Consider the following 24246-nt stretch of genomic DNA (forward strand, 5'->3'; position numbering starts at 1 on the left):
CTACTTTAATCTCTTTTTCCTTTTTGTCAACCCTGATACCTGAATCCTTACGTTTTTCCCTTAGAAGAAACAGCTGATATTAATGACTAGAGTAGTAATCGATACTTCGTCTTTGATTGTATTGTTTGAAAATTTATTTAAGATCTAAATAAACATTACTTGGCGAACTTTTCTAATAGCTTCAGAGAGAATTTCTGCGGCTTCTTCAATCTCGCGATCACACGTGAATTTTCCCAATCCTATTCTCAACGAGCTTTCAATCAGATCTTCAGATAAATTCATAGCTCTGAGAACATGAGACTGTGCTACATACTCCAGATGAACAGGCTGCACCAGTAGAAATCGCGATCGCGTGACAAATTTTAGCAATAATGGTACTGTTAAACATTTCTGGAATATGATGAAGGAACAAAGGGATCGCTCGTCTCAACGAAATTGTTTTTCATACTTTTCAGACTTTTTTTAGGTTTCGTACTATTAGAAGATTGAAGAAGCTGTATTTTTAAAAGATTAGATGAAAAACTATCGCTATCAGGTAGGAGGAAGTCTCGCAGTTGATGCAATTAGCTATGTAGCAAGATCGGCAGATTGGGAACTGTACGATCGCTTACTAAAGGGAGACTATTGCTATATCTTTAATTCCCGTCAGATGGGAAAGTCTTCTCTGTTGGTGCAGACTTTTTATCGTTTGAGGCAAAAAGGTTATCGTTGTGTCATCATCGAGCTGACTAGTATCGGTAGCGAACAAATAACCCCGTTGCAATGGTATAAGGGTTTGGTAGCTCAAGTATACACGGAATTGGGCTTAAAAGATATTCTCAAATTTAAAAATTGGTGGAACGAACAGGAGGATTTTTCTTATTTACAAAGATTGAGTCGCTTTATTGAAGAGTTACTGACGGTTCATTTTCCTGGCGAGAGAATTTTTATTTTTATCGACGAAATAGATACAGTTCTCAGTCTCGATTTTACCGTTGACGACCTGTTTGCTTTAATTCGTTACTGTCACGAACGTAGAACGATCGATCCTAATTATCAAAGAATTACCTTTGCCTTGAGCGGAGTTGCGGCACCATCGGATCTGATTCGCGATCGCCAGCGTACCCCCTTTAACATCGGTCACGCGATCGCTTTGCATAATTTTCAGTTCGATGAGGTAAAACCCCTGCTGGCGGGACTCAAACACAGTGGCGATTCTTACAAGCTGATGAAGGCAATTCTTTACTGGACGGGAGGACAGCCTTTTTTGACCCAAAAACTTTGCGATTTAATTGCATCCCGCGATCGCAATGGCTCAATTGTATTTAAAAACGCTGAAAGTTTATATGTAGAAAATATAGTAAAAACGCAAATTATTAATAATTGGGAATCACAAGATGTACCAGAACACTTTCGGACAATCCGCGATCGCCTATTTCATCGAGAAAAGCTAACGGGAAGATTGTTAGGTATCTATCAGCAAATTCTGACAGGGCAAAAAATAACAGCCGATGACAGTCGCGAACACATCGAACTATTTTTATCTGGCTTGATAGTTAAAGAACAAGGATATCTTAAAGTTAAAAACCCTATTTATGCAGCAATTTTTAATTCTTGCTGGGTCGAAACTCAGCTAAAAAATTTACGTCCATATTCACAAACTTTTCAGGCTTGGATTAATTCAGAACAATTAGATAAATCTCGTTTATTAAAAGGAAAAGCTTTACAGGATGCTTTACTATGGTCGCAGGGAAAAAGCCTCGGCGATCTGGACTATCAATTTCTAGCAGCTTCGCAAGAAGTCGATCGAGAAGAAGTACAAAAAACTTTAGAAGCAGCTAGGCTAAAAGAAGTACAAGTAAGATTAGCCGAAACAGAAAAAAGAAGACTTCAAGAACTAAAGGCAAACAAATTACAAAGATGGCTATTAACTATAGCTAGTGCAGGTTTAGTAATAACTTCTGGTTTGAGTTTAATTGCTTTCAGCCAATATCGCCGAGCAACTTTAGGAGAAATTAAGGCTTTAGTTACTTCGGCTGAAGGTTTGTTTAATTCCAACCAACGTTTAGACGCTTTAGTAGCTGCTATTAAAGCCAAGAAAAAATCATCTCGAATAGGTGTAAGTGATACTTTACACTTTCAAGTAGATGAAGCTGTCAGTCAATCTTTATTCGGCACTTTAGAATATAATCGTCTGTCGGGAGAAACTACAAGTATTTTGGATATCGATATTAGTCCTGATGGAGAGAAAATAGTATCGGCGAGTGCGACTGGTAGTATAAAACTATGGCAAAGGAATGGTAGAGAAATAGAGTTTGCCTCTCCTATTCAAAATTTAAAATCATCATTTGCAATATCTTTTAGTCCCGATGGTAATCTATTAGCAATTGCCGATGTAGAAGGTAACATAAAAATTTATCGCTCGGACGGAAAACTAATTAGAGAAATCCTATTCGATCGGGGAGACATAGATTCAATAGATTTTAGTCCCGATAGCACACAAATTGTCTCTGCTTATGCACATAATATTGTGAAAATATGGTCTGTCCAAGGAAAGGAGATTGCAACTTTAAAGCATCGAGAAACTCCTTTGAAGGTGGTATATAATCCTGATGGTAACTCGGTCGCTTCAGGCGGTTATGGTGCAAAGGTCAGGCTATGGACTAATAAAGGTCAAGAAATAGCTACTTTTATAGGTCATCAAGGAAGCATTACAGCATTAGATTTTAGTGCTAACAATCGGTACTTAATTTCTGCTGACGATCGAGGAATAATTAAAATTTGGAATCAGCAAGGAGAAGAATTAGTTAGTATTGATGGTCACAATGGCTCGATTTCAAAGATTGTATTTCATCCTGATGGTAATGTCTTTGCCAGTTCTAGTCTTGATGGTGCAATTAAACTCTGGAATCTTAAGGGAAATAGATTAGGTACTTTTTTAGGTCATCAAGAAAGTGTAGAAGATATTGAATTTAGTGCCGACGGCAAGACTATTGTTTCGGCTGGAGGAGATGGCACAATTAGATTTTGGCAACTTAGTTATCCTTTGAGAAAGGTATTAAGCGATCGCGCTGCTACGGTATATAGCCTCGGTATTAGTCCTGATGGCAAAATAATTGCTTCTGGCAGTGAAGATGGCACGATTAAACTATGGCACTCGAATGGAACACTAATTAATACTCTTGAAGAACATCAAGCAACGGTTATAGATTTAGCCTGGAGTAACGACGGACAAACCTTGGCAAGTGCTGGCGTAGATGGCACGATTAAGCTGTGGAATGGGGATGGCAAATTACGAAATACTCTTGAAGCTCATAGAGGTGAAGTGAGAGAAGTACAATTTTCTCAAGACGACAAAAAAGTCTATTCTGGTAGTCTTGACGGCACGGTAAAACAATGGACTATTGATGGTCAACTGCTAGAAACCTGGAATATCCAAAAAGGAGTTATAGGGATTGAATTAAGTCCAGATGATAGATTTATCGCAGTAGCGACACAGGGAATGGGACTTTTACTTTACGATATCAATGGTAAACGAATCGCAAGAGTTCCACGAGCTAGAGCTTGGTCGGAAACTTTTAGTCCTGATGGTACGATAATTGCGATCGCCAGCACCGATACCAAAGTAGCATTATGGAATTGGCAGGAAAAATCGCTAACTAAGCTTGAAGGACATCAAGGGGAAGTTTTTGACATAGATTTTAGTCCCAATGGTAAGTATATTATTTCCAGTAGCAGCGATCACACTGTTAAGCTATGGCGTAGAGATGGTACTTTAATTAAAACTTTGTATGGTCACGATGCCAAGGTAAGGGCAGTTAAATTTAGTCCCGATGGTAAATACATTGTTTCAGGTAGTGCCGATAAAACCGCAATGATTTGGGATATCAAGCAAATTCTCAATCTTGACGAACTTACTTACGCTTGTAACTTAGTTAGAGATTATTTACACCACAATGCCGAAGTAGAGGAAAGCGATCGCGCTTTGTGTGATGATGTAGGAGAATAGCGATCGCATATAATGAAATTGAGAAGGCAAGCGTCGTCAATGTCCGTAATTTTAATTTACTGTCAATAGATTAATTTAAAAGGAATTGAACATGATCGGAACAAATGTAAATATTAGTACAGAGGCTCAAGAACTTTTAATTAAACCTGCTGCGGAAAAACAAATATCTGTAGAAAAGTTAGCTTCAGAAATTTTGAATGAAGGTATCAATAATAAGTTTGCCCAAGACTTCAACCTCAATCGAGCAAGCCACAAATACGCTTCTAATCCGTTAGCAAACAAGCAACCTTACGTCTAGATGCTGACCCCGAACAGCCTGCTATTTCCATAGAAGATTGGAATATGGAATGTTATGAAGAGATTTGATGATTATTCTGGATACTCATATATTTATTTGTTTGGTGGAATCAAAACGATCCTAAGCTAACTAGTTTTCATCGCCAGATTATTGAGAAAGAAAGACCAGGTGGGTTGGGAATTTCTACCATAAGTCTTATGAAATAGCCAAACTGGTTAGCGTTGAAAGAATAATTTTGCCTTTACCTATTCAAGAATGGTTTGAAATCGCATTAGCGCAAGAAGGAACTATTCTTATTAGTATTACACCTGCGATCGCAGTCGAGGCGCAATCTCTACCAGGAGATTTTCATAAAGATCCAGCAGATAGAATAATTGTGGCGACAGCTAGAGTATATGATAGTTCTGTAGTCACAGTAGATAGAAAAATACTTAACTATCCTTTTGTAAAAGTCATTCCGCTTACGATGAGTTAATTGCTTTAAATAAAGATCGCTCAATCTTGTCCGATTTTATTCTATCCAATGTGAAGGGGTCGCCGTAATTGAGAAATAGACCCCATCGCCTTCTAGTTGCATTTTGCAATTTAAAGTGCGATCGCCTGAAATCTCAATCAAAAAGCGACCGCGTTTCTAAAACTAGAAGTGGGATCGCTTTTTAATCATTCCAAGATTAGCTTATGCAATCTCAACCGTAGATGTAACCGTGAAAGGGAAAGGGATCGCAGCATTAGGTTCGACATCTAACTCTACGGTAATTGATTCCGCTACCGAGCCGATACCCAAACCAGCATCACTTACCAGAAATTCAGCCAAATCTTCGGTTATCACTTCAAAGAAGTCGCCGTCAGCAGGTTCGTCAGCCAGATAGTTCTCAATAGAATCTGCTATTTCTCCGACGGGTAGAAACTCGCTATCTTCAATTCTCGAAACATAGTCGAGATCGAAGGTAACATCAATTACTGCATCGCGTGCGGGAACTAACAAATCGTCTAGTTCAAAGGAAATTGAGGTAGAGGTTGAAGTATCTAAATCGGTGGAAGTATCGAGAATGGTAAAGCTGGCGGAATTTACTTCTGAATCAATACTATAGTCTTCAGACTCAGCCAAAGCAAAGCTGACGCTCTCTTCCCCTTCGGTAGCATTGTCGGCGATGATGTCGTTGACCAGAGTAGCTTCTGTTGCGCCTTCAGCTAGAGTGACAATGGCTTGTTCAATTAGACCCGAATTTTCATTGATGATTAGTTCAAAGTCGGTTACATTTTCACTGTCGTCTACGAAGTAGGTAATGTCTCCTGGCAGGGGGTCGGTGTCCTCAACCAAATCTAAAGCCACAGCCAAACCGCCTTCGCCTACTGGTTCGGTTAAACTAAAGTTCCATAGCAGTTGCGAGCCTTCTTCGACTTCAGTAGGTTCGGCAAAAACGCTAATGGTGGGTAGGTCGGTAGAAGTGTCGAGAATAGTAAAGCTAGCAGCGTTATCTTCGGAGTCGATAGCATATTCATCCGACTCAGCCAAAGCAAAGCTGACGCTCTCTTCCCCTTCGGTAGCATTGTCGGCGATGATGTCGTTGACCAGAGTAGCTTCTGTTGCGCCTTCAGCTAGAGTGACAATGGCTTGTTCAATTAGACCCGAATTTTCATTGATGATTAGTTCAAAGTCGGTTACATTTTCACTGTCGTCTACGAAGTAGGTAATGTCTCCTGGCAGGGGGTCGGTGTCCTCAACCAAATCTAAAGCCACAGCCAAACCGCCTTCGCCTACTGGTTCGGTTAAACTAAAGTTCCATAGCAGTTGCGAGCCTTCTTCGACTTCAGTAGGTTCGGCAAAAACGCTAATGGTGGGTAGGTCGGTAGAAGTGTCGAGAATAGTAAAGCTAGCAGCGTTATCTTCGGAGTCGATAGCATATTCATCCGACTCAGCCAAAGCAAAGCTGACGCTCTCTTCCCCTTCGGTAGCATTGTCGGCGATGATGTCGTTGACCAGAGTAGCTTCTGTTGCGCCTTCAGCTAGAGTGACAATAGCCTGTTCGATTAGACCCGAATCTTCATTGATAATTAGTTCAAAGTCGGTGATGTTTTCGCTGTCGTCTACGAAGTAGGTAATGTCACCTGGTAAGGGGTCGGTGTCTTCTACTAAATCTAGTGCCACTGCTAAACCACCTTCACCAACTGCTTCGGTAAGCTTGAAGTTCCAGAATAATTGCGACCCTTCTTCGACTTCGGTGGGTTCGGCAACGACGCTAAGAGTGGGTAAATTAATGAGATTTGTAACTACCTCATTTTGAGCGGGGTTGGCGCGATAGTTTTCGCCATCAGCAATAACGGTGGTAAAGTTTTCTTCCTCTTCGGCTATGCCATCGGCTACGGCTTGGGAAACTAAACTAGCCTCTGTGGCACCCTCAGCAATAGTGAGGTTAAAGCCAATAGAGACATCATCTTCAACTACAAACTCAAACTCAGCAATGTTGCTGCTGCCGTCGATGTTATATTCCACGTCTCCAGGTGCGGGGTCGTTATTGGCAGTAACGGGAAGGAATAAAGACAATCCCCCTTCTGGTGCTGGTTGGTTGAGGCTAAAGTCCCAAGCAAAAGTTTGCCCTTCAGCTACCGTTACTTCTTCGGTGACTAAACTGACTACGGGTAGTTCGGTAATAACGGTAGTAACTTCGTTCTGTTCGGGGTCGGCAACATAGTTTACGCCATCGGCAATTACAGTAGTAAAAGTTTCATCGGTTTCGGTAATGTCATCAGCTACGGCTTCGGAAACTAAAGTAGCTTCTGTGGCACCTTCGGCAATAGTTAAATTAAAGCCAATAGAAACATCGTTGTTAACGACAAATTCAAAGTCAGCAATGTTGCTGCTGCCGTCGATGTTGTATTCAACGTCTCCAGGTGCGGGGTCGTCATTGACAGTAATTGGCAAAAATAAAGATAAACCGTCTTCTGGTGCGGCTTGGTCTAAGCTAAAGTTCCAAGCAAAGGTTTCGCCTTCGGTGGCAATTAAAGTTTCAGGGGTTAAACTAACTGTTGTTTGAGTCATACTGTCCTCATCTAGTAAAGTAGTAACTATTTGGTTTTGAGCGGGATTTGCGCGGTAGTTTTCACCGTCTGCAATCGCGGTAGTAAAAATTTCTGTTTCTTCTGGCACACCATCAGCTATAGCCTGAGAAACTAAAGTTGCTTCGGTCGCACCTTCAGCGATAGTGAGGTTGAAACCAACGGAGACATCACTTTCGAATTCGCTATCTACAAAATTCGCCATATCGTCACCGATAATTTCGTGGGTACGTCGGGTGGGATGATACTCGTCCCAGAAGTAATATTCGTCGGGATTATCTCCAGGAGGTTCGACGGGAAAAACTGGTTGATAGGGATCGTTTACGTTACTCAAGCCGTAATCTTGAGGATTGGCACGAATCTCATCGCTAATGGCAACGTGGTCGTACAGAGCAAGTCGACATCTAGTTCTGCTTCCAGGGATGCCAATTCTTGAGGAAGCAGACTGTTAACTTCATCGACAAACAATTCTGCTTCTTCGGCTTGTCCGAACTCAATTACACCAGGCAAAATATCGAGATCGGAAGAATTGACGACCAAAAACTGTTCCGCGCCTAGTTCCGCTAGTTCGGTGACGCTATCGGCAATATTCTCTACAGTCTGGGCTGCTAACTCTTCAACTGTTCCAGGCAAACCGAAATCAGCATATTCAAAAAAGTCGTTGGCTGAAGCAAAGATAAAGTACAAAGCGTCGGGATCTGCTGTTCCTGATGATTCGCTGGTAAACTGGTCAATTTGACCGAATACTCCTGTATCTCGCACAGAATCTAACCAACTGTAGTAATTGCCGTTACCGCTTTTCGCACCACCAACGGCATAGTTTGTTAGACCGACTCCTAAGTTTTGCGCCAATACTTCAACTGCTGTCTCTCCATTAGTCCAACGTCCCTCAGCGTCGTAAAGACCTAATTCTGGGTCGGCTGGCAAGATAAAAGCATCGGGGACTCCTGCATTTACCGCCTCGGTCGAAATTTCCAGGGAACGTCCATCATCTGAATAACTATCGCCAAAAGCATAGATTTGGGAAATTGATTCATCGCTAGCAGTCACAAACTCAAAGTCAGCAATGTTGCTGCTGCCGTCGATGTTATATTCCACATCCCCTGGTGCAGGGTCGTTATTATCCGTAATTGACAGAACTAAAGACAAACCCCCCTCTGGTGCGGGTCGATCTAAACTGAAGTTCCAGGCAAAAGTTTCTCTTTCAGTGGCAATTACGCTTTCAGGCGTTAAACTGACTGTAGTTGTTTGGTTACTTGCGATCGCTTCTTCAATAGTTGTAATAATAGCGGTAGATGCAGGATCTACTCGGTAGCTTTCGTCTTCAAGTAATGTCAGGGAATAAGTTTCGTTCCCTTCATCGAGTTCGTCTTCTAAAGCGGCAATGCCAAAAGTGGCTTCTGTCGAGCCTTCAGCAATAGTTAGGCTGGCGGTAATTACGCCGTTCTCCTCTACCTGTCCGAAATCGACAATGTTGCTTATTAGTTCGGAGGGAAATTCGGTATCTGCCCCTTCTCCGTCGGGGTCATCTATATTTAAATTGATAACTAACTCTCCTTCGGGTGCAGGTTCGCTAAGATGGAAGGTCAAAAGTTGCGCTTGTCCACCTTCGGTAATTGCGGTGCGGTCTGCACTAAAGTTGACGACTGGCAATTCCAAGTAAGAAAAAACTTCTCCCGCATCAAAAGGAATGTTGGCAAAGCTAGGGTTTAAAGAAGCCAAAACATTAGGGGGCAAATCTTCGACGACTGAGGTTTGTCCTTGGTTTTCTCCTGGGTCGGATGCGGTATCTACATCAATGTGTACGGGAGTTTCAGGAGAAAAGTCTGGTTCGGCTAGATTAATCGCCGCTACCAAATCCCAAACGGGGTTGGGGTCATTGTCACTTTGAATTATTTCCAGTGCAAAGTCCAAAAATTCGGCTGCAATTTCGCTTTCGGGCGTTCCAGTATCCAACCAGTCTTGATAATTTTCGCGATCGAATTCAATTTGATTGGTAGCATCTAGGGGAGTGAGTTGAATTTCTAAACCATCTTCTCCTGCTGCGAAAACTTCTTGGGCTGCAACTGGATCGACCCAGATATTAAATTCGGCTGTTTCGTTGGTGGAAAATGGCGGGTCGGGAAGTACGGGTAAGTTCCCAGGAACGTCTAGTGCGCCACCCATAACTTGAAGAACCGAAATATTATCGATAATTGAAGGCTCTTGGCGCAAAGCTTCGGCGATATTAGTTAGGGGTCCCGTTGCCAAAATTGCTACTGGTTCTGGCGAACTGTTGATAGTTTCAATTATTAGCTCTGCCGCAGACTCGGTTTCAATTGCAGGTACTTCTTCGGGTAAAGTTACAAAAGGAGTCCAGAAAGTGTCCGCACCGTCGCGAATAAAATCTGGGAATTCATTGTTTCCTGCTAAGGGAGTCGATCGCCCTACTCCGATAGGAATGTCTGTATAATCCAAACGTCCCAACATCCGCTTAAGATTATCAGCAAAGGTTTCTGGACGGGCAATTCCATTAGCGATGGTAATAGCTTCGACATCAAATTCAGGGTTTGCCAGCATATAGGCTAATGCCGTCATTCCATCTTGACTACCATCATCATCAAAAATTAAAGGAGTTGGTTTTGATATTTCAGTCATTAGTTTTTTTAAAACCACTACAAAGATCGATTAAAAAGGAATAGTTTTTTTAATCGCGATCGCCAACAGAACACAAAAGCTCATTTAATAGAGTGTTTACTAGTTAATAAATACAAGCTTTAAGAATTTTCAACTTGTCATATTACATTTTTATAGAATACATTTTTTGGCTTCAAAGAAAACAATTTACTACAACTCTCTTACTTTCTGTCTTTTTCAAGAAAAAAATAAAAAAGCAGTCTTTTAATGGGATGACAATCGAGTAAAATCTGAAAAGTCAGAAGATTACTAGCCTTAAACAAAAGTTAATCTATAGATACCTAAAAGCTAACTATTGTATACTTAAAAAGTGTCAATATATAAACTTTATTTGTGACATTTTTGTTTTGATTTAAAAAAATGTCTATAACAACAGGTTGGCGATCGCGCCAAGGCAAAACTCGAAAGGCTTCTTGGGTTAAGATCGATCCCCAGTCAATTTGCGATCGCTATGCAGCCAATCTTAGGGATTTTACTAACGGTACTTAAACAAAAATCAAGCCCAAACAAAGCCCAAACTAGCTTTATAAGCTACGAATACGTCGCGATTTTGGTTCAACCATTGGACAAAACGATAAGATATACCTGTACGAAAAGCTTCTAATGCTTCAGGAAATGTCTCCAAAGGTTTGTTCGCCCAACGTCTTCTTAAACCTCCAGTAAGCTTATGCCAAAGGATAAAAGTATAGGCACAAAAAACTAGAATAAAATGTCTTTCCAAACTCTTCTTATCTCTAACTTGATACTCTTTTAATCCTAACCATCCCTTGGCTTCTCGATAGAAAACTTCTATCCAGTTTCTCTGAGCATAAGTTTGAACTATCCATTGCTCGGTTACTATTTCTCCCTCAACATTTGTGAGTAAGTAGTCAATATCTTCAGCATCTTCAAAGATTGGTGCACTCATGACGATAGCTATTTTTCTGATTCCTTCTAGCCTTGATATTTCTGCTTCTATTATTGCTACCCAGACGGTTCTAGGTTTTTCACCCTGGATTTGAATCTCCTTAAATTCCTCATCAGATAACCATTGAGCATATTCATCTACTCTGATTTTTTCTAATTGATTTGATGGAGTTTTAACCAAAATATTACGATTTTTAGCGATTCCTCCTATATACTTTAATTTCTTTTTTTCCAGTTCGAGTAAAACAGTTGTGTTGTTACCATAGGACGAATCTATTAATACTAGTCCTGGTCGATATCCCCTCTTCAAACTTTTATCGATTAATTCTAAGGCTAAGGTGGGTTTTTTCTTGAATTCTCTGTCTTTCTTTCCTTCGGGCAACGAATTACCATGTTGATATAGTTCTATGTCTAAAGGTAAGCTTTTTTGGCCATCATATAGATGAGTTGTTACTACAACATTGCCATTATCTGTTTTCCCAATTTCCCCAATATATTGACGACCTACTGCTGCGGTAAAGTTACCACTTTTTCTATGCCCAGAGTCATCAACAATTAGACTAAATCCCTTACTGATTCTCGTTTGATTACACTTGTTCATCACTTCTAAGCGACGTTCATTTATCTTGTTCGCTGACCAAGTTGCTTCAGTTAAGAAATGGTGTAATTTGTGGTATGTGACCTCTACTGCGTCTTTAGCCATTTGAGATACATTTTTTCGCTCACTTTCCCCTAATAATCCTCCTAAATAATGTCTGAATTCCCTTTTTTGCGCTTTAGTTCTCAGTAAATCATCAAACTTTTGACACCATCTCATCTATCGAAACAGGGAGGCATGGCTGCGGGAGTAGTTTCTTTCATAAAGTAAGTGCGATCGGGCTTTAGAATAATGTTAAAGTTAATCAGCAAAGGTATTCTATCTTATTTTGTCTGTTTAAATTGTTTAAGTACCGCTAATGTCGATCTTAGTAAAGTTAATCTTAATAATAGCAACTTAAGCGGTGCTATTTTTAATCATAGTAATTTAAGCGCAGTTAATTTAAGCAACTCAAATCTTAGCCAATCTAGCTTTATTTGGACGGACTTAAACGGAGCAATTATAAATAAAGCCAATTTAAAACAGGCATATTTACATTTTGCTAGTATGCTTTGGGCTGACTTAAGCGAAGCAAATTTAGCTTCAGCAGATCTTAGTTGCGCTAAATTAAGTCAGGCTAATTTAGAAAACATTTATGGACAAAATGCTAAGTTTATGGGCGTAGATTTACAGGGAGCGAGTTTGACTAATGCTAATTGCGACCGCGCTGATTTTTATAACGCTAATTTGAGTCAATCTGTTTGTACGAAAGCCAATTTTAACGGTGTCAATTTCGATTTAATTAGAGGTGAAGAAGCAGACTTTTCTCATGCCAGCTTGCAGACAGCTTATTTAGAAAAAGCGCAATTAAATAAAGCTATTTTTATCGAAGCAAACTTAAGTAAAGCCAACTTAATTGCTGCTAATTTAAGCCAAGCAAATTTGCGATCGGCTAATTTAACCAATGCCGAATTAGAGTTGGCAAATTTAACTGAAGCTGACTTCACTAATGCTAATTTAAATCGCGCCTCTTTGTTTGGGGCTAATCTAGAAGGCGTTACTTTAACTAATACAAGTTTGTTAGATACGGATTTGCGACAGGCTAATTTAGAAAATAGTCAGCTAGAAAATGTCGATTTATCTCGCTGTCGCGTAGAGGGGTCAGTTTTTACCTATGTGCGAGGATTAACCGTAACACAAAAAAATTGGCTCAGAAATAACGGAGCCTTAAATATTTGACACAAGCGCGATCGCGACTCTTTATCTTTGTAAGGTACAAATTTAACCGCTTCGCGGTGGCTATTAGCTGTTAGCTTTGAGTTTAAGTTCCCTATCTTATTGTATAGCAATGAATAGTTTTTAATTAAGCTTAGAGCTTAAAGCTTGTAGCTAAAAGCTTTTTTTAATAGAGAGAATAGCTTAGCCTATATCAATGGTTTCTAACTCCGACCACAAAGAAGCCAAAAAAGCGTCTGTATCGGTAATTTGCATTTCTCCCAACGCCTTCCATTCCTCTGGTTTGAGTTCGCCGTCGGCACAAATAATTTCCTGCGTCCAATAAGGTAGAGAAGTTGGCTTGTCGATAAAATTTTGAGCTACTGCCAAAGGTGTTTCACCTGCAATATCTTCATCTACTTTTGCTTCTAAGCACAGTGCGAGAAACTTACCGAGAGTTGTTTCAGGTGTAACAGATAAGAGGATAGCTATTGCTTTAGTTAGTGCTGCTTTTTTTTCATCCATGACTGAGTTTCTGTAATAGTTGATGATTATTGCGATCGCTAAAAATGGCTAGAGTTAATTTAAAGTATTTTTGTGTAGAAAAAAAGAGAGAAAACCTAGAGAATATTAAGATCTGACTTTTTTAGATTATTTTTGTAATTTACTTTTGCTTTGTCTTAAAAGTCAGAAAGTAAGGAGTTTTTTTGAAAGCAAAATAACCAATTAAAGTTTTAGTATCTTAATTTTAAAAGTGGTTTGGCTATTTCAGCTAACAAAACAAACTGTGTAATTTTATTAAGACTCATATTGTCGATCGTTTGACAAGCGAACTTATATTAATAGTTTATGATTGCAAAATTAGTAACGAATCGAAAGGTAGTGATAAGAGCATCAAACCCAGCTTATACACCAGCCAAACAACTGCTCGCTCGACTGACAGCTTCAGAAATTCAAGTCAAACAAGCTATCGATCGCGATGCTGAAGATTCGGCAGTCGCTTTTATGTTGGTTACGTCGTCAGATTTGTCTGAGGTAGTCGAACTTACTCACTCTTTTGTTGAGATTCATCATCTAGCTAAATGTCTAATTTGGGTTGCGCCTATCTGTCCCGAACATAGCGACTTAGGCAAAAAATTGGCAGCAGCAGAAGCTATAGTTACTTCATGCCAGCAAAAAACTTTAATCGTGCGTCATGCGCCTCTAATTGACGAACTATTGCGAAACAATAAAGAGATTAAAAATCGTCGAACTCTATCTTTACCATTAGGAAATGATGCCTTGCCTTGGTTGTGTTCTCAAGATCTAGTAGACGGTATATGTAACTGGCTACAAGATGAAAATAGCAACAGTCAAAGAATAGTTTTAAGTGGAAGCAAGTTAACGGGAGCAGATTTAGCCAGGGAGATTTCTCAAGCTTTAAAAAGTAATTTAGATAGCCGTAAGTTTGCTATGAGTCGGTTTGAAGCGATCGACGTAGATAAAAGTGGTGAGATTGATACCGAAGAGATGTTTCCCTATCTGCTGAAATTGGGTTATGGCAGAGAAGAAGCACAAACTATTATTGATGAAGCCGATACCAACAAAGATGGCTCGATTGACTTTGAAGAATTTATCGAGGGTTTGAGCGAGCATTTAGAGAAAATTTTAGCTGATGTTCCTTATGAAGTGCAGTACATTGACGTGCCGCGAGCGACCGCACTGTATGACTTGACGGCAAAAGGTATGGCAGAAACAGCGGCTCGTTCCTGGCTGGATTTACTATCGAGCTTACAACAGTTTGATTTATCTGTAGTAGATTCTAGCCAGTGGTTAGGTAAAGACAGCATCACTTTGGGTAATTGGTTAGAACAGCACGTCTTAGATTTCATCAACGTTTATATTTTGTCTGGTAGGGGTGTTCTTACTACTAGTGAAGGAATACTGGAAGGAAAACCAGCCTTGACTACAAAATTATTGCAAAGTGGCGATCGCTTGTTACAAGGAATCCGCACTTTAGATAATAAGGCTGTTGAATGGCAAATAGTGGGTGAAGCTAGTGGCGAAGTTGAAGAAGTGCGTCACGAATTACCCAAGGGCGGCGAAAGAATTCTTAAATTAAAAAATAGTAGATTGATAAGTATGTCCGTTCGGGGTTTGTGGACGGGAAGGCGTTGGGCAACCGAGCTATTGTTTAAACATCAGCCTTTACCACGCTGGCAAATTAATTTATTCCGCGAATTAGGAGAGTTACAAATTGAAGAAACTTCTAGTCTAATTGAGCCTGAAGGTATAGTTTGTAACTGCACGCAAATCACCTGTGGTAAGTTGCAGGAGGCGATCGAAGGGGGGATGGATACTTTAGAACAAATTGCCGAAGAGACAAAGGTAACGATGATCTGTGGTGGCTGTCAGCCTTTAGTAGAAGAGCTATTGGGTTCGGCAAATTTAGCTGTAGCTGAGTTAGTATCCAAACAAGATTTAGGACGGGGTATCTTTAGCTTTCAGTTTCGCTCTGTAAGTGAGGCAACAACTGTATCCAAACCAGGACAGCATATTTTAATTCAGGGGAGAGTAGACGGAATTTGGGTAACGAGGGCGTATAGCTTATCTTCAGCAGCAGATAAAACTCAAGCTTATGAAATTACTGTCAAAAGAGAAGAAATGGGCTTATTTTCCCGTTGGCTGTGCGATCGCGCAGATGCTCATTCTCTGTTCCGCATTTCTCAACCTCGCGGTGATTATTTCTTAACCGACGAACAGCCCGTATACTTCTTTGCTGGCGGTATTGGGGTTACTCCCGCCATAGCCATGATGCGAACCTTAGCCGCACAGAGAGATAACAGAAGGTTTCATTTAGATTGGTCTGCACCAAATGCTGAAGATTTTATTTTAAAACAGAAATTAGAAAATTTAACCGCAGAACATCCCAATTTATCGGTTAAGCTACGTCCTACGCGCACAGAAGGAAGATTGAGTGTTGAAGAAGTACAGCATTCTTATAAATATAGCGGAGGTGCGGTAGCTTTTCTTTGTGGTCCGAGTGCCTATATGGATGCAGTGCGATCGCATCTGGTAGAGGCAGGATGGCAAGATGATGCCATTCGCCAAGAATTATTTTCTTCCAAACTAGATGAAGAAGGCAAAGCGCAAGACCGCTTACCCCAGCGTTCTGTAGTGCAGCTAGCGGGTGGAGTGACACCCATCGAAACCCATAGCTTTGAAATTCAACCCGTTAATTCTTTAGCCGAAGAAGCAGAAGTCTTTCTCAAGCAGTGTTACTTAGAACGGGGGCTACCAGAAGTCTTTTTACCCCGTTGGCAGGAAGTCAACCAGTCAATAGAAACTACTGGCACATACGAGCATACCCTAGACGAACTTACCTTTGGGGCGCGGTTGGCATGGCGTAACAGCAGCCGTTGTGTAGGACGTTACTTTTGGCAAAGTCTACTGGTACGAGATCTGCGACATTTGGAAACTGAAGAGCAGATGTTTGAAGCGATCGTCGAACATATCAAAATTGGCACTAACAACGGGGATATTAGAGCGGTTATGACCGTATTTAAACCCGATGGTAGGCGTTTGTGGAACTCTCAGCTATTGCGCTATGCGGCATACAAGCAGCCAGACGGCACTATTTTAGGAGATCCTGCTAACCTAGAATTTACCGAACAAGCGTTTAAACTTGGTTGGACAAAAGAAAACCGCACCGCCTTCGATTATTTACCGATCGTTATTCAGCTACCAGGTAAAGAACCCCGTCTGTTTGAACTTCCCTCTGAAATTATCTTAGACGTACCTCTCTCCCATCCTCGCTATCAGTGGTTTAAAAACTTGGGACTTAAATGGTACGCTCTTCCTGCCGTCTGCAATATGTCTCTAGACTTGGGCGGTATTCAATATACCTGTATGCCCTTTAACGGGTTCTATATGGGAACGGAAATTGGCGGACGTAACTTTAGCGATGCCTACCGCTATAATATGCTGCCGACTATTGCCGAAAAGATGGGTTTAGATTGCAGCAGTAACGATACTCTCTGGAAAGATTTTGCTATAGCAGAGTTAAACTTAGCCGTAGTTCATTCCTTTAAAAAGCATGGTGTCAGGCTAATCGACCATCACACCATGACCGATTACTTTATGCAGTTTATGGCAGACGAGCAACGCTCTTTACGTCCCGTTCATGCTGATTGGGGCTGGATCGTACCCCCCGTTTCTGGTTCGACCACTCCAGTGTATCCAGTAGAAATGAATAACCGTATCCTCAAGCCCAACTATTTTTATCTATCAGAACCTTGGAAAACTAATGTAGAAAATAGTAATGGCTCATGTCCGTTTCACAAACAAACTATAAATTAACTTTGAGATGGTTTCAAATACAATAAAGCAAAGCACTGCCAACTGGCGATTAAAACCAGGCTATTTTGCCGAAGATGGTTCGTATTTCGAGTCGGTTCATATTTTACTCGGTCGTTTCTTATGCGATCGCCATTCTCCAGATCCTTTACCAGATAAAACCCTGCAAGCTGAAAATGCTAATTTTAAGTGGGGTGAAGGCAAACCTTTAGAAAAAGTAATTGATTCCCAAGCCCAACTTGACTTTCTCATGCGGCATCCCCGCTTGTACAGAAACGCGATCGCCATTATCGAACCCTGGCAGCACGTAGGAGAAAATCCTCACGGGGAGGAAGTTAGAGCTTCCTTGAATGTTGCCTATATCGCTCAGAAAATTGCCGACTGCGATTCGATTGTCTTTCCCGTGTGGTCTTCGGGACTACTCGACCCCGATGCGGTCGTACCTGTGATTAGTTCGGGAATTGCCATAGTTGTAGAAGGGGGAAATTCTTCAGTAAGAGATAAACACAGTTTTGATGGTGCAAAGATTTCTCTCGACGATCTGCATACTTTAACCGAAAAGATTTTACTGGCGCGATCGCCTACTAGCGCACCAGCAATTTTTATCTGTTTGGGACATCAGCTAGCAGCACAGGCACACATTAACTTGATTCAAAAAGCAGTCAAACAAGTTCTAGAATTAGAGTCTTTAGACAGAGACAAAGATAATCGCGCTTTGCATACTCTCAAAAAAGTTTGTCAGCAAATTGAAGCGGTGGGAAATTCTCTATTCGTTACCAAGAAAAACGGACGACAAACTGCTGACAACTGGGATCATCCCGAATTTGCCGTGGGAGAAAATGAATTTAAAGAAATCGGACACCGCCAGCTATGGCACTATCAATCCCCCGACTGGGAAACCTCAAGCATTCCCCAGGAGTTAATTACCGCCCACGAAGTAACTGCCGATGAATTTGAAGGGGTAATCGATACTTCCATCGAATACGAACACGAACTAAATATTTCCATGTTCCACTCCGATGAAGTGAATGAAGAAGCAATTTTATTAGCTAACTGGGCTTATCGTCTTATTCACGATACGATTATTCCCTATCGTCATATTTTAGCAGGAAGTTCTCTATCCTGGCTGATGCAACTTCCTTTTGCTGTAGAAATTCTTTGTTCCACTGCTTCAACGGAAACAGATGAGATAGTAACTGAATGTTCTGCTACCTGCATTAACTATAAAGACTTTGAAAGCAAGATAATTCGCCGTTCTTTTACCTGTCAGTTTCATCCCGAACTACTGCGCGATTTACGGGTAATTGGAGAACGACAACCACCTGATTATCACGAACTCAAAAATGACGACGGCGCGAGATTATTTGCCAGATTACTATACGCGGGGATGCAGGAGTAGTGGCGAATCGTGATTCGCCCTACTGAATGATGAGAAACTAGGAGAAGAAGGAAAATAATCTAAAAAGCGATCGCTCATTCAGGTTCGTTAATCCTGACAGCTTGAAGTTCTTCAAATAAAAGTTCCATAAATTTTTGAGGATTTTTGAGGCGCATCTCTGAAACGGCAACCATTTTATCGGTGCTATAGTCATCATCGCTATCGATTATGTCGGAAATCCAGTTAGAAAGCTTCTCAGGATGGTCGAGCAATTCTTCGGCAAAAGCTAGAGGTGTTTTGTGGGAGTTTGTGGCTTCAACTTTGGCAGCTAGGCAAAAATTAAGAAGTTTTCCTAAAGTAGTCTCTGGCGTAGTACAGAGAAGGCAAGCCATTGTCTGTGCTAAGAGTTGTCTATTTTCCATAAGAAACTCGTTGATATTATGTTGCTTTGAATACAGCTATTTAACAAAGAAAAATCATAATATCATGTCGATTAAATTTTAGATGTTATTCCTGGCGTAACAGCCAAAATCAATGTGCGATTATAGATATGAATTGTCATGAAAAAACAACATAATTTAATGAGTGGAGGAATAATTGGTTCGATGTGTCTCTACAACAAAAGTAATTAGCTCAAATATTATTAAAACTAAGTAGATGCCAAATGCTTCTCTAGTTTTTCTTCTAAATTGGGATAAATTTGTTTGAAGTAGCGTATTACTTCTTGAAAAACTTGACTTTTTAAACGGCTTCCCCGTTTGCCGTTTTCTAACTTAATATCGTCAACGTAAAAGTTAAGAGTAAATTTGACATAAATACTACCTTCATCGTGTTCCATTTCAATCATTTTTACCTGCGGTTCTTGCCATTTACTTCTAGGCTGTTTAAATTTATCTTTGAGCCACTGAATCAAATCTAAAACGTAGTCATCCAATCGCGTTTCTTCTCTTTGGGGATTAGAAATTTTTTGCCACAAACGTTGAACTCTTTTAATTAGTAAATTAATTTTGCGTTCCCATTCTTCCGAGATCAAAGATTGGTCGTCGTCAAGTAAATTGGGATCTTTTAAATTAGTACGATACCATTCTCTGATTAGTTCGATTAAGCTGTCATCTTCTTTGACTTCTTGGAGATTTTCTTCTGTTCCAGTTTCTAAACCAAATAAGTATAATATTTCTCGGTATTCTTGCTGAATATTGGTAATTTCGTCTTGTGTCAATCCTCCTTTTTCGGCAAACTGAATTGTCAATACTAAAGCTTCTAGATAAGCGGAAATTTCTTCTAGTTTAAAATTAACTTCTTGCTCTGCTTCTAATCTGGCTCTGCCAATCTCTTGTTGTTCGGTAAAATCAATTCCATCTAATCCGCCATGATAAAAATCGTCGATAAACTCTAGCTTGCGATCGATATTTCCTAGTGTATCGGGATGTGCCAAAATAATTCTTTTCATCGTTGTTTGAACGCGATCTAAATCGCATTCTACGGGAATTTCAACCGAAACGGAGCAGTAATAGTAAGAGGTAGGGCGGCTAAGATTAGTAATATTTTGACTCTGCAAAACACTGTTGGGGATGTACATATCACAATGATTATCGAACATATAAAGTTGAGTTACCCGAACGCCAATTTTGCGTAACATTCCAATAGAACCATCTTCAAGACGCAGCACATCCCCAAACTGAAAAGGAGTATCGATTAGCAAGACGATACCGCTAAAAAAGTTTGCCAGAATATCTTTAACTGCAAAGCCGATGACAAAAGTAGCTCCCCCCAAAGTCACCCAAATACCTGTAAGATCGACTCCAAAAGATTTGAGAACTAGTCCGCTACCAAGAACGACAATTACGATAGGGATAACTGCATCGAGTAGAGGTAATAGTACGTCATCCCACATTACCTCGGTTTGGAGAGTGTAATCTTTAAGGTAATAAATAACAACTTTAGTAAAGAGTTCGATCGCCCAATAGCTAACGGCAATAATTAGACCTGCGGTGAATAGCTGTTCGAGATCTTTGATTATCTCTAAATCGGCTAAACTACTAAAAACTAGCTTGAGGCTAGAAAGCAAAAAAACCGCTAGAGCGGGATATGTAGAGACATTAAGAGTAACTAAAGCAATATCTTGCTCGAATTTACGAAACAGCGATCGCAGTATATAAAAAGAGATGAAGTAAAGTATAATCGTGGCGATCGCAGCTAGCAGCGAATAAAGAGCTACACCAGTCCAGCTATTTAATTCCCAGATAAAAATCTTTTCCAAAAACATATAGTTCGCGCAGTTGCTTATTCAATTTCTAACTTCAAACTAGGCAGAAACTTTTGCAGATTTTTAAGAGATTTTCCCTGCCAGGGCATATCATTCGAGCCTAAAATTATTAGCTGCACGTTTTTCTTTTTACGTAAGCTTAGAACGAATTTAGATAACATACTAATACCCGAACTATTAAGAAACTCTAGTTCTCTGAGATCGAGAGTTATTTCTGGAGGTTCGGAATCGGCAATATTTTTTAATAAGTCGGCTATGGGTGCATATTCTTTTGGTCCTCCCAGACTCAATAACCCTGAAAATTTTACGGTAGATGTATCTGGATCGTGCTGTACGAAGTAATCTTCTGCTTTAATTTCTTCTATTGCCATGTTTATTGGTTACTAAACTACTATTGTTTAAATTGCTTCAAGCTAGCTATTTTAGTCAAAAGCGACTTATATCGTTATTCTCGCCATAGTGGTGACTGTATGGATTGGCGTGCGGTTTCCTATTGTCTCAAATTTCCAGCCTAATTTGGCTGCATAATCATTAATCATCGTCAAAAAACCCAACCCAGAAGCTTCGCCGTGTTCGTCTTCCAAACTTTTCTCTACCTGAGTAACGTAAAACTCTTCAGGATTGGCGGCGAGTAATTCGGCTAAAAATGCTTGAAACTTGTCTGCATTTTGAGGCGTAACACTGTTGGTAGCAAATAGTAAAGCCATAATCTCTGTATCTTCAATAGTCATATCTTCCAAAAAATAGATACCGAGTCTAACTTTAAAATTACTCCGATCGTCGTTAAACTTCATGGCGTTTTCTAACAATTCGTTGGCCACATACGTAATCGCACTTTTACTTTCTTCAATTCGCCTTGCATCTTTAGTATCGTTTTCATCTATTGGTAAAAAAGCGGAGAAATATTCGGCAATAAATTGCGCCGACAAACGATTATTTTTCCATCTTTTTTTAATCGAGCGATCGCTCGGTGTAAAAGTCATTTCTAAAGAATCCAATTCGTCAGAAAGTTCTTCAAAATAATCACCAAATATTTTGTTCATGCTATTAATTTTTGAAAAATTGGCATTTTAACTAACTTCTAAACTTCCCCAACGGCAGTAGCTTGTACTTGCTCTTCAACAGCAGTAGGTTGTCGCTTGAGAACTACTAAGGTGATGTCATCAAAAACCTTTTGCTTATTGATGTGAACTCTGACATCTTCGATAATTGCTTGCTCGATTTCTTTGGCAGAAAGATGCCAGTTTTTAGCAATAGTTTGACAAAACCTATCCATACCGTATTGTTTTTTTGCCATGTCAAAGGCTTCTGGTATGCCATCTGTATAAACTACGACCCCATCCCCTGGATTTAACTCTACTAATGTATGGTCGATAAAATCGGCAATATCATCATCGAGTCCAATAGGTAAACCCAAATCCATCGTGTCGATGCGTTCGATGTTGCCCCCCGCACGCACTACAATTGCTTCTTCGTGCTGTCCGCTAATGCTGACTCTGCCTTCGGCGTAGTTAAGAATCGCTAAGGTGAGATTTTTATCGGTGTTCATCCGTTGGACGTTGCGATAGATGGTGCGGTTGAGAGTATCTAAGAACCTCACGGGATCGCTTTCGCGAATTTCTTGGAGGGTACGGACGGCAGTTTGGGTCATCAGCATTAAGATGCCACTTTCTAGTCCGTGTCCTGTAACGTCGCCGATGCCAATAGTAACTACACCTTCGGTATGTAAGACATCGTAATAATCGCCGCCGACTTCATCGGCAGGTTCCATAAAGCCAGCAATCTCAATTCCCTCCAAATCTTCTAGTTCTTCGGGTTTGGGTAAGACTAATTGCTGTAGCTGTCGTGCTACATCTAATTCTGCACCCATACGCAGGTTTTCAGCTTTTAGTTTTTGATTGAGAGTAGTAATTTCTTGGTTAGCTTTGGCAAGGTCGGCAGTTCGTTCTTGTACCTTATCTTCTAAGTTATTAAACAATTCTCTAAGCTGTGCCGCCATGCTGTTAAACGATCGCGCCAGCGTTTCCATCTCGACAATGTGGCTTGACTCTTTAACTCGCCGATCGAGCTTTCCCCCTGACATTTGTTCGGAAGCCTCGGTAATTCTCAAAACAGGACGACTAATCCAACGTGCGGTCAAAATACCAATAGCGATCGCCACTCCTAAAGCTGCCAGACACAGCAAAATAGTATTGCGAGTATTGGCATAAATTTGCGCCATAAAGTCGGCTTCGGGTACGACAACTCCTACTAGCCAGTCAATCCCGCGTCCATCTCGAATAGGAAGAATTTGAGCGTAGTGTTGCTTGCCGTCAATTTGAAACTTTAGCTGCTCCCGCTCTTTGACTGCTGCAAAACCTCCAGAATTCTCTACTATAGTTTCTGCCGTCGCCCGTAAAACTTTGTTTTCGCTTTCCAAAGCAGAGACGCGCAGAATTTCCGCATCCTCTCCCTCACCATCGCGTTGAGATGTAGGTGTATTGGTCGAGCTAACTATTAGATCCCCCGAACGCTCGATAATAAAGCCTTGACCATTAGGACTAATTTCCAGGTTTTGAAAAAAATCAGTAACTCTAATTAAAGTGAGATTAATACACAAAACTCCTAAAAGTTGCTCGTTGCGATCGAAAATTGGTCTAACTGCCGACATTCCTAATGACGCATCTGTGTCGCGACGCGAAAAGAAGGGATAGATCGGACTCCAGGTTGCTATACCTGCCTGTTTAGCTGCTAGATACCAGGGGCGATCGCGGGGGTCGTATTCAGATTCTTTGAGTAGCTCTTCTGGTTTGCCCAAGCCGTCTAAAGCATAAACCTTACGAATGGGTTCGGTAGCTTGTGTGCGAATCTTGAGTTGATAGCTGCGGTCTTTGCGGTATTCTACACCAACAAACTCACCTTCTTCGTTGCCGTAAGAGTGGTAACTCTCAAAGTCATTTGCTCTTACTAACTGCCAAAAGTAGCTTTGCAACTGCCCGAAGTCCTCTAGATCGATAGTTTCACTTTTTATTCCATCATCAAGAACCCGCAGTGCATTGTGGGGTTTGTCAAAATATTTATTCACGTGTTCTTCAATGCGATCTGCTACTTCCTCTGTTAGCTGGTTGGCAAGATCTTCAACTGCTTGACTGCCATTACGATAGGAAAAATAACCCACTAAACCTACCGCAGCAATAATTTGTAAAACAAAAGGAATTATTAATGTTGTCCGAAGCCGAAATTTTTTAGGATTTGGCTTGGCTGGTTTTTTGGTAAGAACCATAGTTTTTAGTTGGACGGTGTTTTGTATTTTGGCGATCGCTAGTTGAAGCAAGGTTGAAATATATGACAATCGAAAACTGCCCAAAGAATGCCTTTCGATACGAGCTTTCTTGAGTTTTGTCGATTTTTCTACCAGATATTAAGTTCGACCTAGATTAACTGTCTTGACATTTACCAAATAAAAATAATATTTATTCGCTTGCCGTACAGCTAAAAAGTTTTGAGCAGCTTTAGTAGCATACAAATCTAAAGGTAAGTCTATTTGTATGTAAGTATACGTAATTATTTC

At 40.5% G+C, this 24246-nt stretch carries 16 protein-coding genes and 1 pseudogene; 7 read left to right on the plus strand and 10 right to left on the minus strand.

The genetic code is table 11. The annotated features are described in order from the left end of the window. Positions 1 to 144 precede the first annotated feature (144 nt). Entirely contained in the window at positions 145 to 369 is a 225-nt protein-coding gene (locus ACLFKQ_RS17320; protein WP_449001003.1) for a hypothetical protein, read from the minus strand. 145 nt (positions 370 to 514) lie between these two features. Between ACLFKQ_RS17320 and ACLFKQ_RS17325 the strand changes: the two genes are divergently transcribed. The 3 genes from ACLFKQ_RS17325 (at position 515) to ACLFKQ_RS17335 (ending at position 4761) form a co-directional block, all read left to right on the plus strand. Then, positions 515 to 3988, plus strand: a complete 3474-nt coding sequence (locus ACLFKQ_RS17325) for a WD40 domain-containing protein (protein ID WP_449001004.1) — start codon at positions 515 to 517, stop codon at positions 3986 to 3988. 91 nt (positions 3989 to 4079) lie between these two features. Continuing rightward, positions 4080 to 4286: a hypothetical protein gene (locus tag ACLFKQ_RS17330; protein WP_449001005.1), complete on the plus strand. Its 207-nt coding sequence runs from the start codon at positions 4080 to 4082 to the stop codon at positions 4284 to 4286. A 235-nt stretch (positions 4287 to 4521) separates the two neighbouring features. After that, positions 4522 to 4761 carry a type II toxin-antitoxin system VapC family toxin gene (locus ACLFKQ_RS17335; protein ID WP_449001006.1) on the plus strand — a complete coding sequence of 80 codons (240 nt, stop codon included), beginning with the start codon at positions 4522 to 4524 and terminating at the stop codon, positions 4759 to 4761. Between the two features lie 201 nt (positions 4762 to 4962). Here ACLFKQ_RS17335 and ACLFKQ_RS17340 read toward each other — a convergent pair whose 3' ends face one another. Next, the gene (locus ACLFKQ_RS17340) at positions 4963 to 7677 is read right to left on the minus strand and encodes a hypothetical protein (RefSeq protein ID WP_449001007.1); all 2715 of its coding nucleotides are present in this window, start codon (positions 7675 to 7677) and stop codon (positions 4963 to 4965) included. After that, the gene (locus ACLFKQ_RS17345) at positions 7674 to 9980 is read right to left on the minus strand and encodes a nucleoside hydrolase (protein ID WP_449001008.1); all 2307 of its coding nucleotides are present in this window, start codon (positions 9978 to 9980) and stop codon (positions 7674 to 7676) included. Before ACLFKQ_RS17345 ends, ACLFKQ_RS17340 begins: the two co-directional genes overlap by 4 nt. Before the next feature lie 399 nt (positions 9981 to 10379). On the opposite strand from ACLFKQ_RS17345, the gene ACLFKQ_RS17350 reads away from it, so the two are divergent. After that, positions 10380 to 10508: a hypothetical protein gene (locus ACLFKQ_RS17350; protein ID WP_449001009.1), complete on the plus strand. Its 129-nt coding sequence runs from the start codon at positions 10380 to 10382 to the stop codon at positions 10506 to 10508. A 7-nt stretch (positions 10509 to 10515) separates the two neighbouring features. Here ACLFKQ_RS17350 and ACLFKQ_RS17355 read toward each other — a convergent pair. Beyond that, positions 10516 to 11786, minus strand: a pseudogene (locus ACLFKQ_RS17355) (IS701 family transposase). A 28-nt stretch (positions 11787 to 11814) separates the two neighbouring features. Between ACLFKQ_RS17355 and ACLFKQ_RS17360 the strand changes: the two are divergent. After that, positions 11815 to 12741, plus strand: a complete 927-nt coding sequence (locus ACLFKQ_RS17360) for a pentapeptide repeat-containing protein (RefSeq protein ID WP_449001010.1) — start codon at positions 11815 to 11817, stop codon at positions 12739 to 12741. 180 nt (positions 12742 to 12921) lie between these two features. Here ACLFKQ_RS17360 and ACLFKQ_RS17365 read toward each other — a convergent pair whose 3' ends face one another. After that, a complete protein-coding gene (locus ACLFKQ_RS17365) occupies positions 12922 to 13242 on the minus strand; it encodes a hypothetical protein (RefSeq protein ID WP_449001011.1) in 321 nt (106 codons plus the stop codon). A gap of 357 nt (positions 13243 to 13599) precedes the next feature. Here ACLFKQ_RS17365 and ACLFKQ_RS17370 point away from each other — a divergent pair, with 357 nt between their 5' ends. Then, positions 13600 to 17055, plus strand: coding sequence for a nitric oxide synthase oxygenase (locus ACLFKQ_RS17370; RefSeq protein WP_449001012.1), 3456 nt, complete (start codon positions 13600 to 13602; stop codon positions 17053 to 17055). A gap of 7 nt (positions 17056 to 17062) precedes the next feature. Beyond that, a complete protein-coding gene (locus ACLFKQ_RS17375) occupies positions 17063 to 18451 on the plus strand; it encodes a hypothetical protein (RefSeq protein ID WP_449001013.1) in 1389 nt (462 codons plus the stop codon). A gap of 74 nt (positions 18452 to 18525) precedes the next feature. Here ACLFKQ_RS17375 and ACLFKQ_RS17380 read toward each other — a convergent pair whose 3' ends face one another. From ACLFKQ_RS17380 to ACLFKQ_RS17400, 5 genes are all read right to left on the minus strand, one after another. Beyond that, entirely contained in the window at positions 18526 to 18852 is a 327-nt protein-coding gene (locus tag ACLFKQ_RS17380) for a hypothetical protein (RefSeq protein WP_449001014.1), read from the minus strand. 227 nt (positions 18853 to 19079) lie between these two features. Further along, positions 19080 to 20696, minus strand: coding sequence for a mechanosensitive ion channel family protein (locus ACLFKQ_RS17385; RefSeq protein ID WP_449001015.1), 1617 nt, complete (start codon positions 20694 to 20696; stop codon positions 19080 to 19082). A gap of 17 nt (positions 20697 to 20713) precedes the next feature. After that, on the minus strand, positions 20714 to 21067 hold the full coding sequence (locus tag ACLFKQ_RS17390; protein ID WP_449001016.1) for a slr1659 superfamily regulator: 354 nt from the start codon (positions 21065 to 21067) through the stop codon (positions 20714 to 20716). 66 nt (positions 21068 to 21133) lie between these two features. Further along, positions 21134 to 21739: a slr1658 superfamily regulator gene (locus tag ACLFKQ_RS17395; protein ID WP_449001017.1), complete on the minus strand. Its 606-nt coding sequence runs from the start codon at positions 21737 to 21739 to the stop codon at positions 21134 to 21136. Between the two features lie 38 nt (positions 21740 to 21777). Beyond that, positions 21778 to 23958 carry a SpoIIE family protein phosphatase gene (locus tag ACLFKQ_RS17400; protein ID WP_449001062.1) on the minus strand — a complete coding sequence of 727 codons (2181 nt, stop codon included), beginning with the start codon at positions 23956 to 23958 and terminating at the stop codon, positions 21778 to 21780. Positions 23959 to 24246 lie beyond the last annotated feature (288 nt).

This window comes from Myxosarcina sp. GI1(2024) (genome assembly GCF_053543375.1).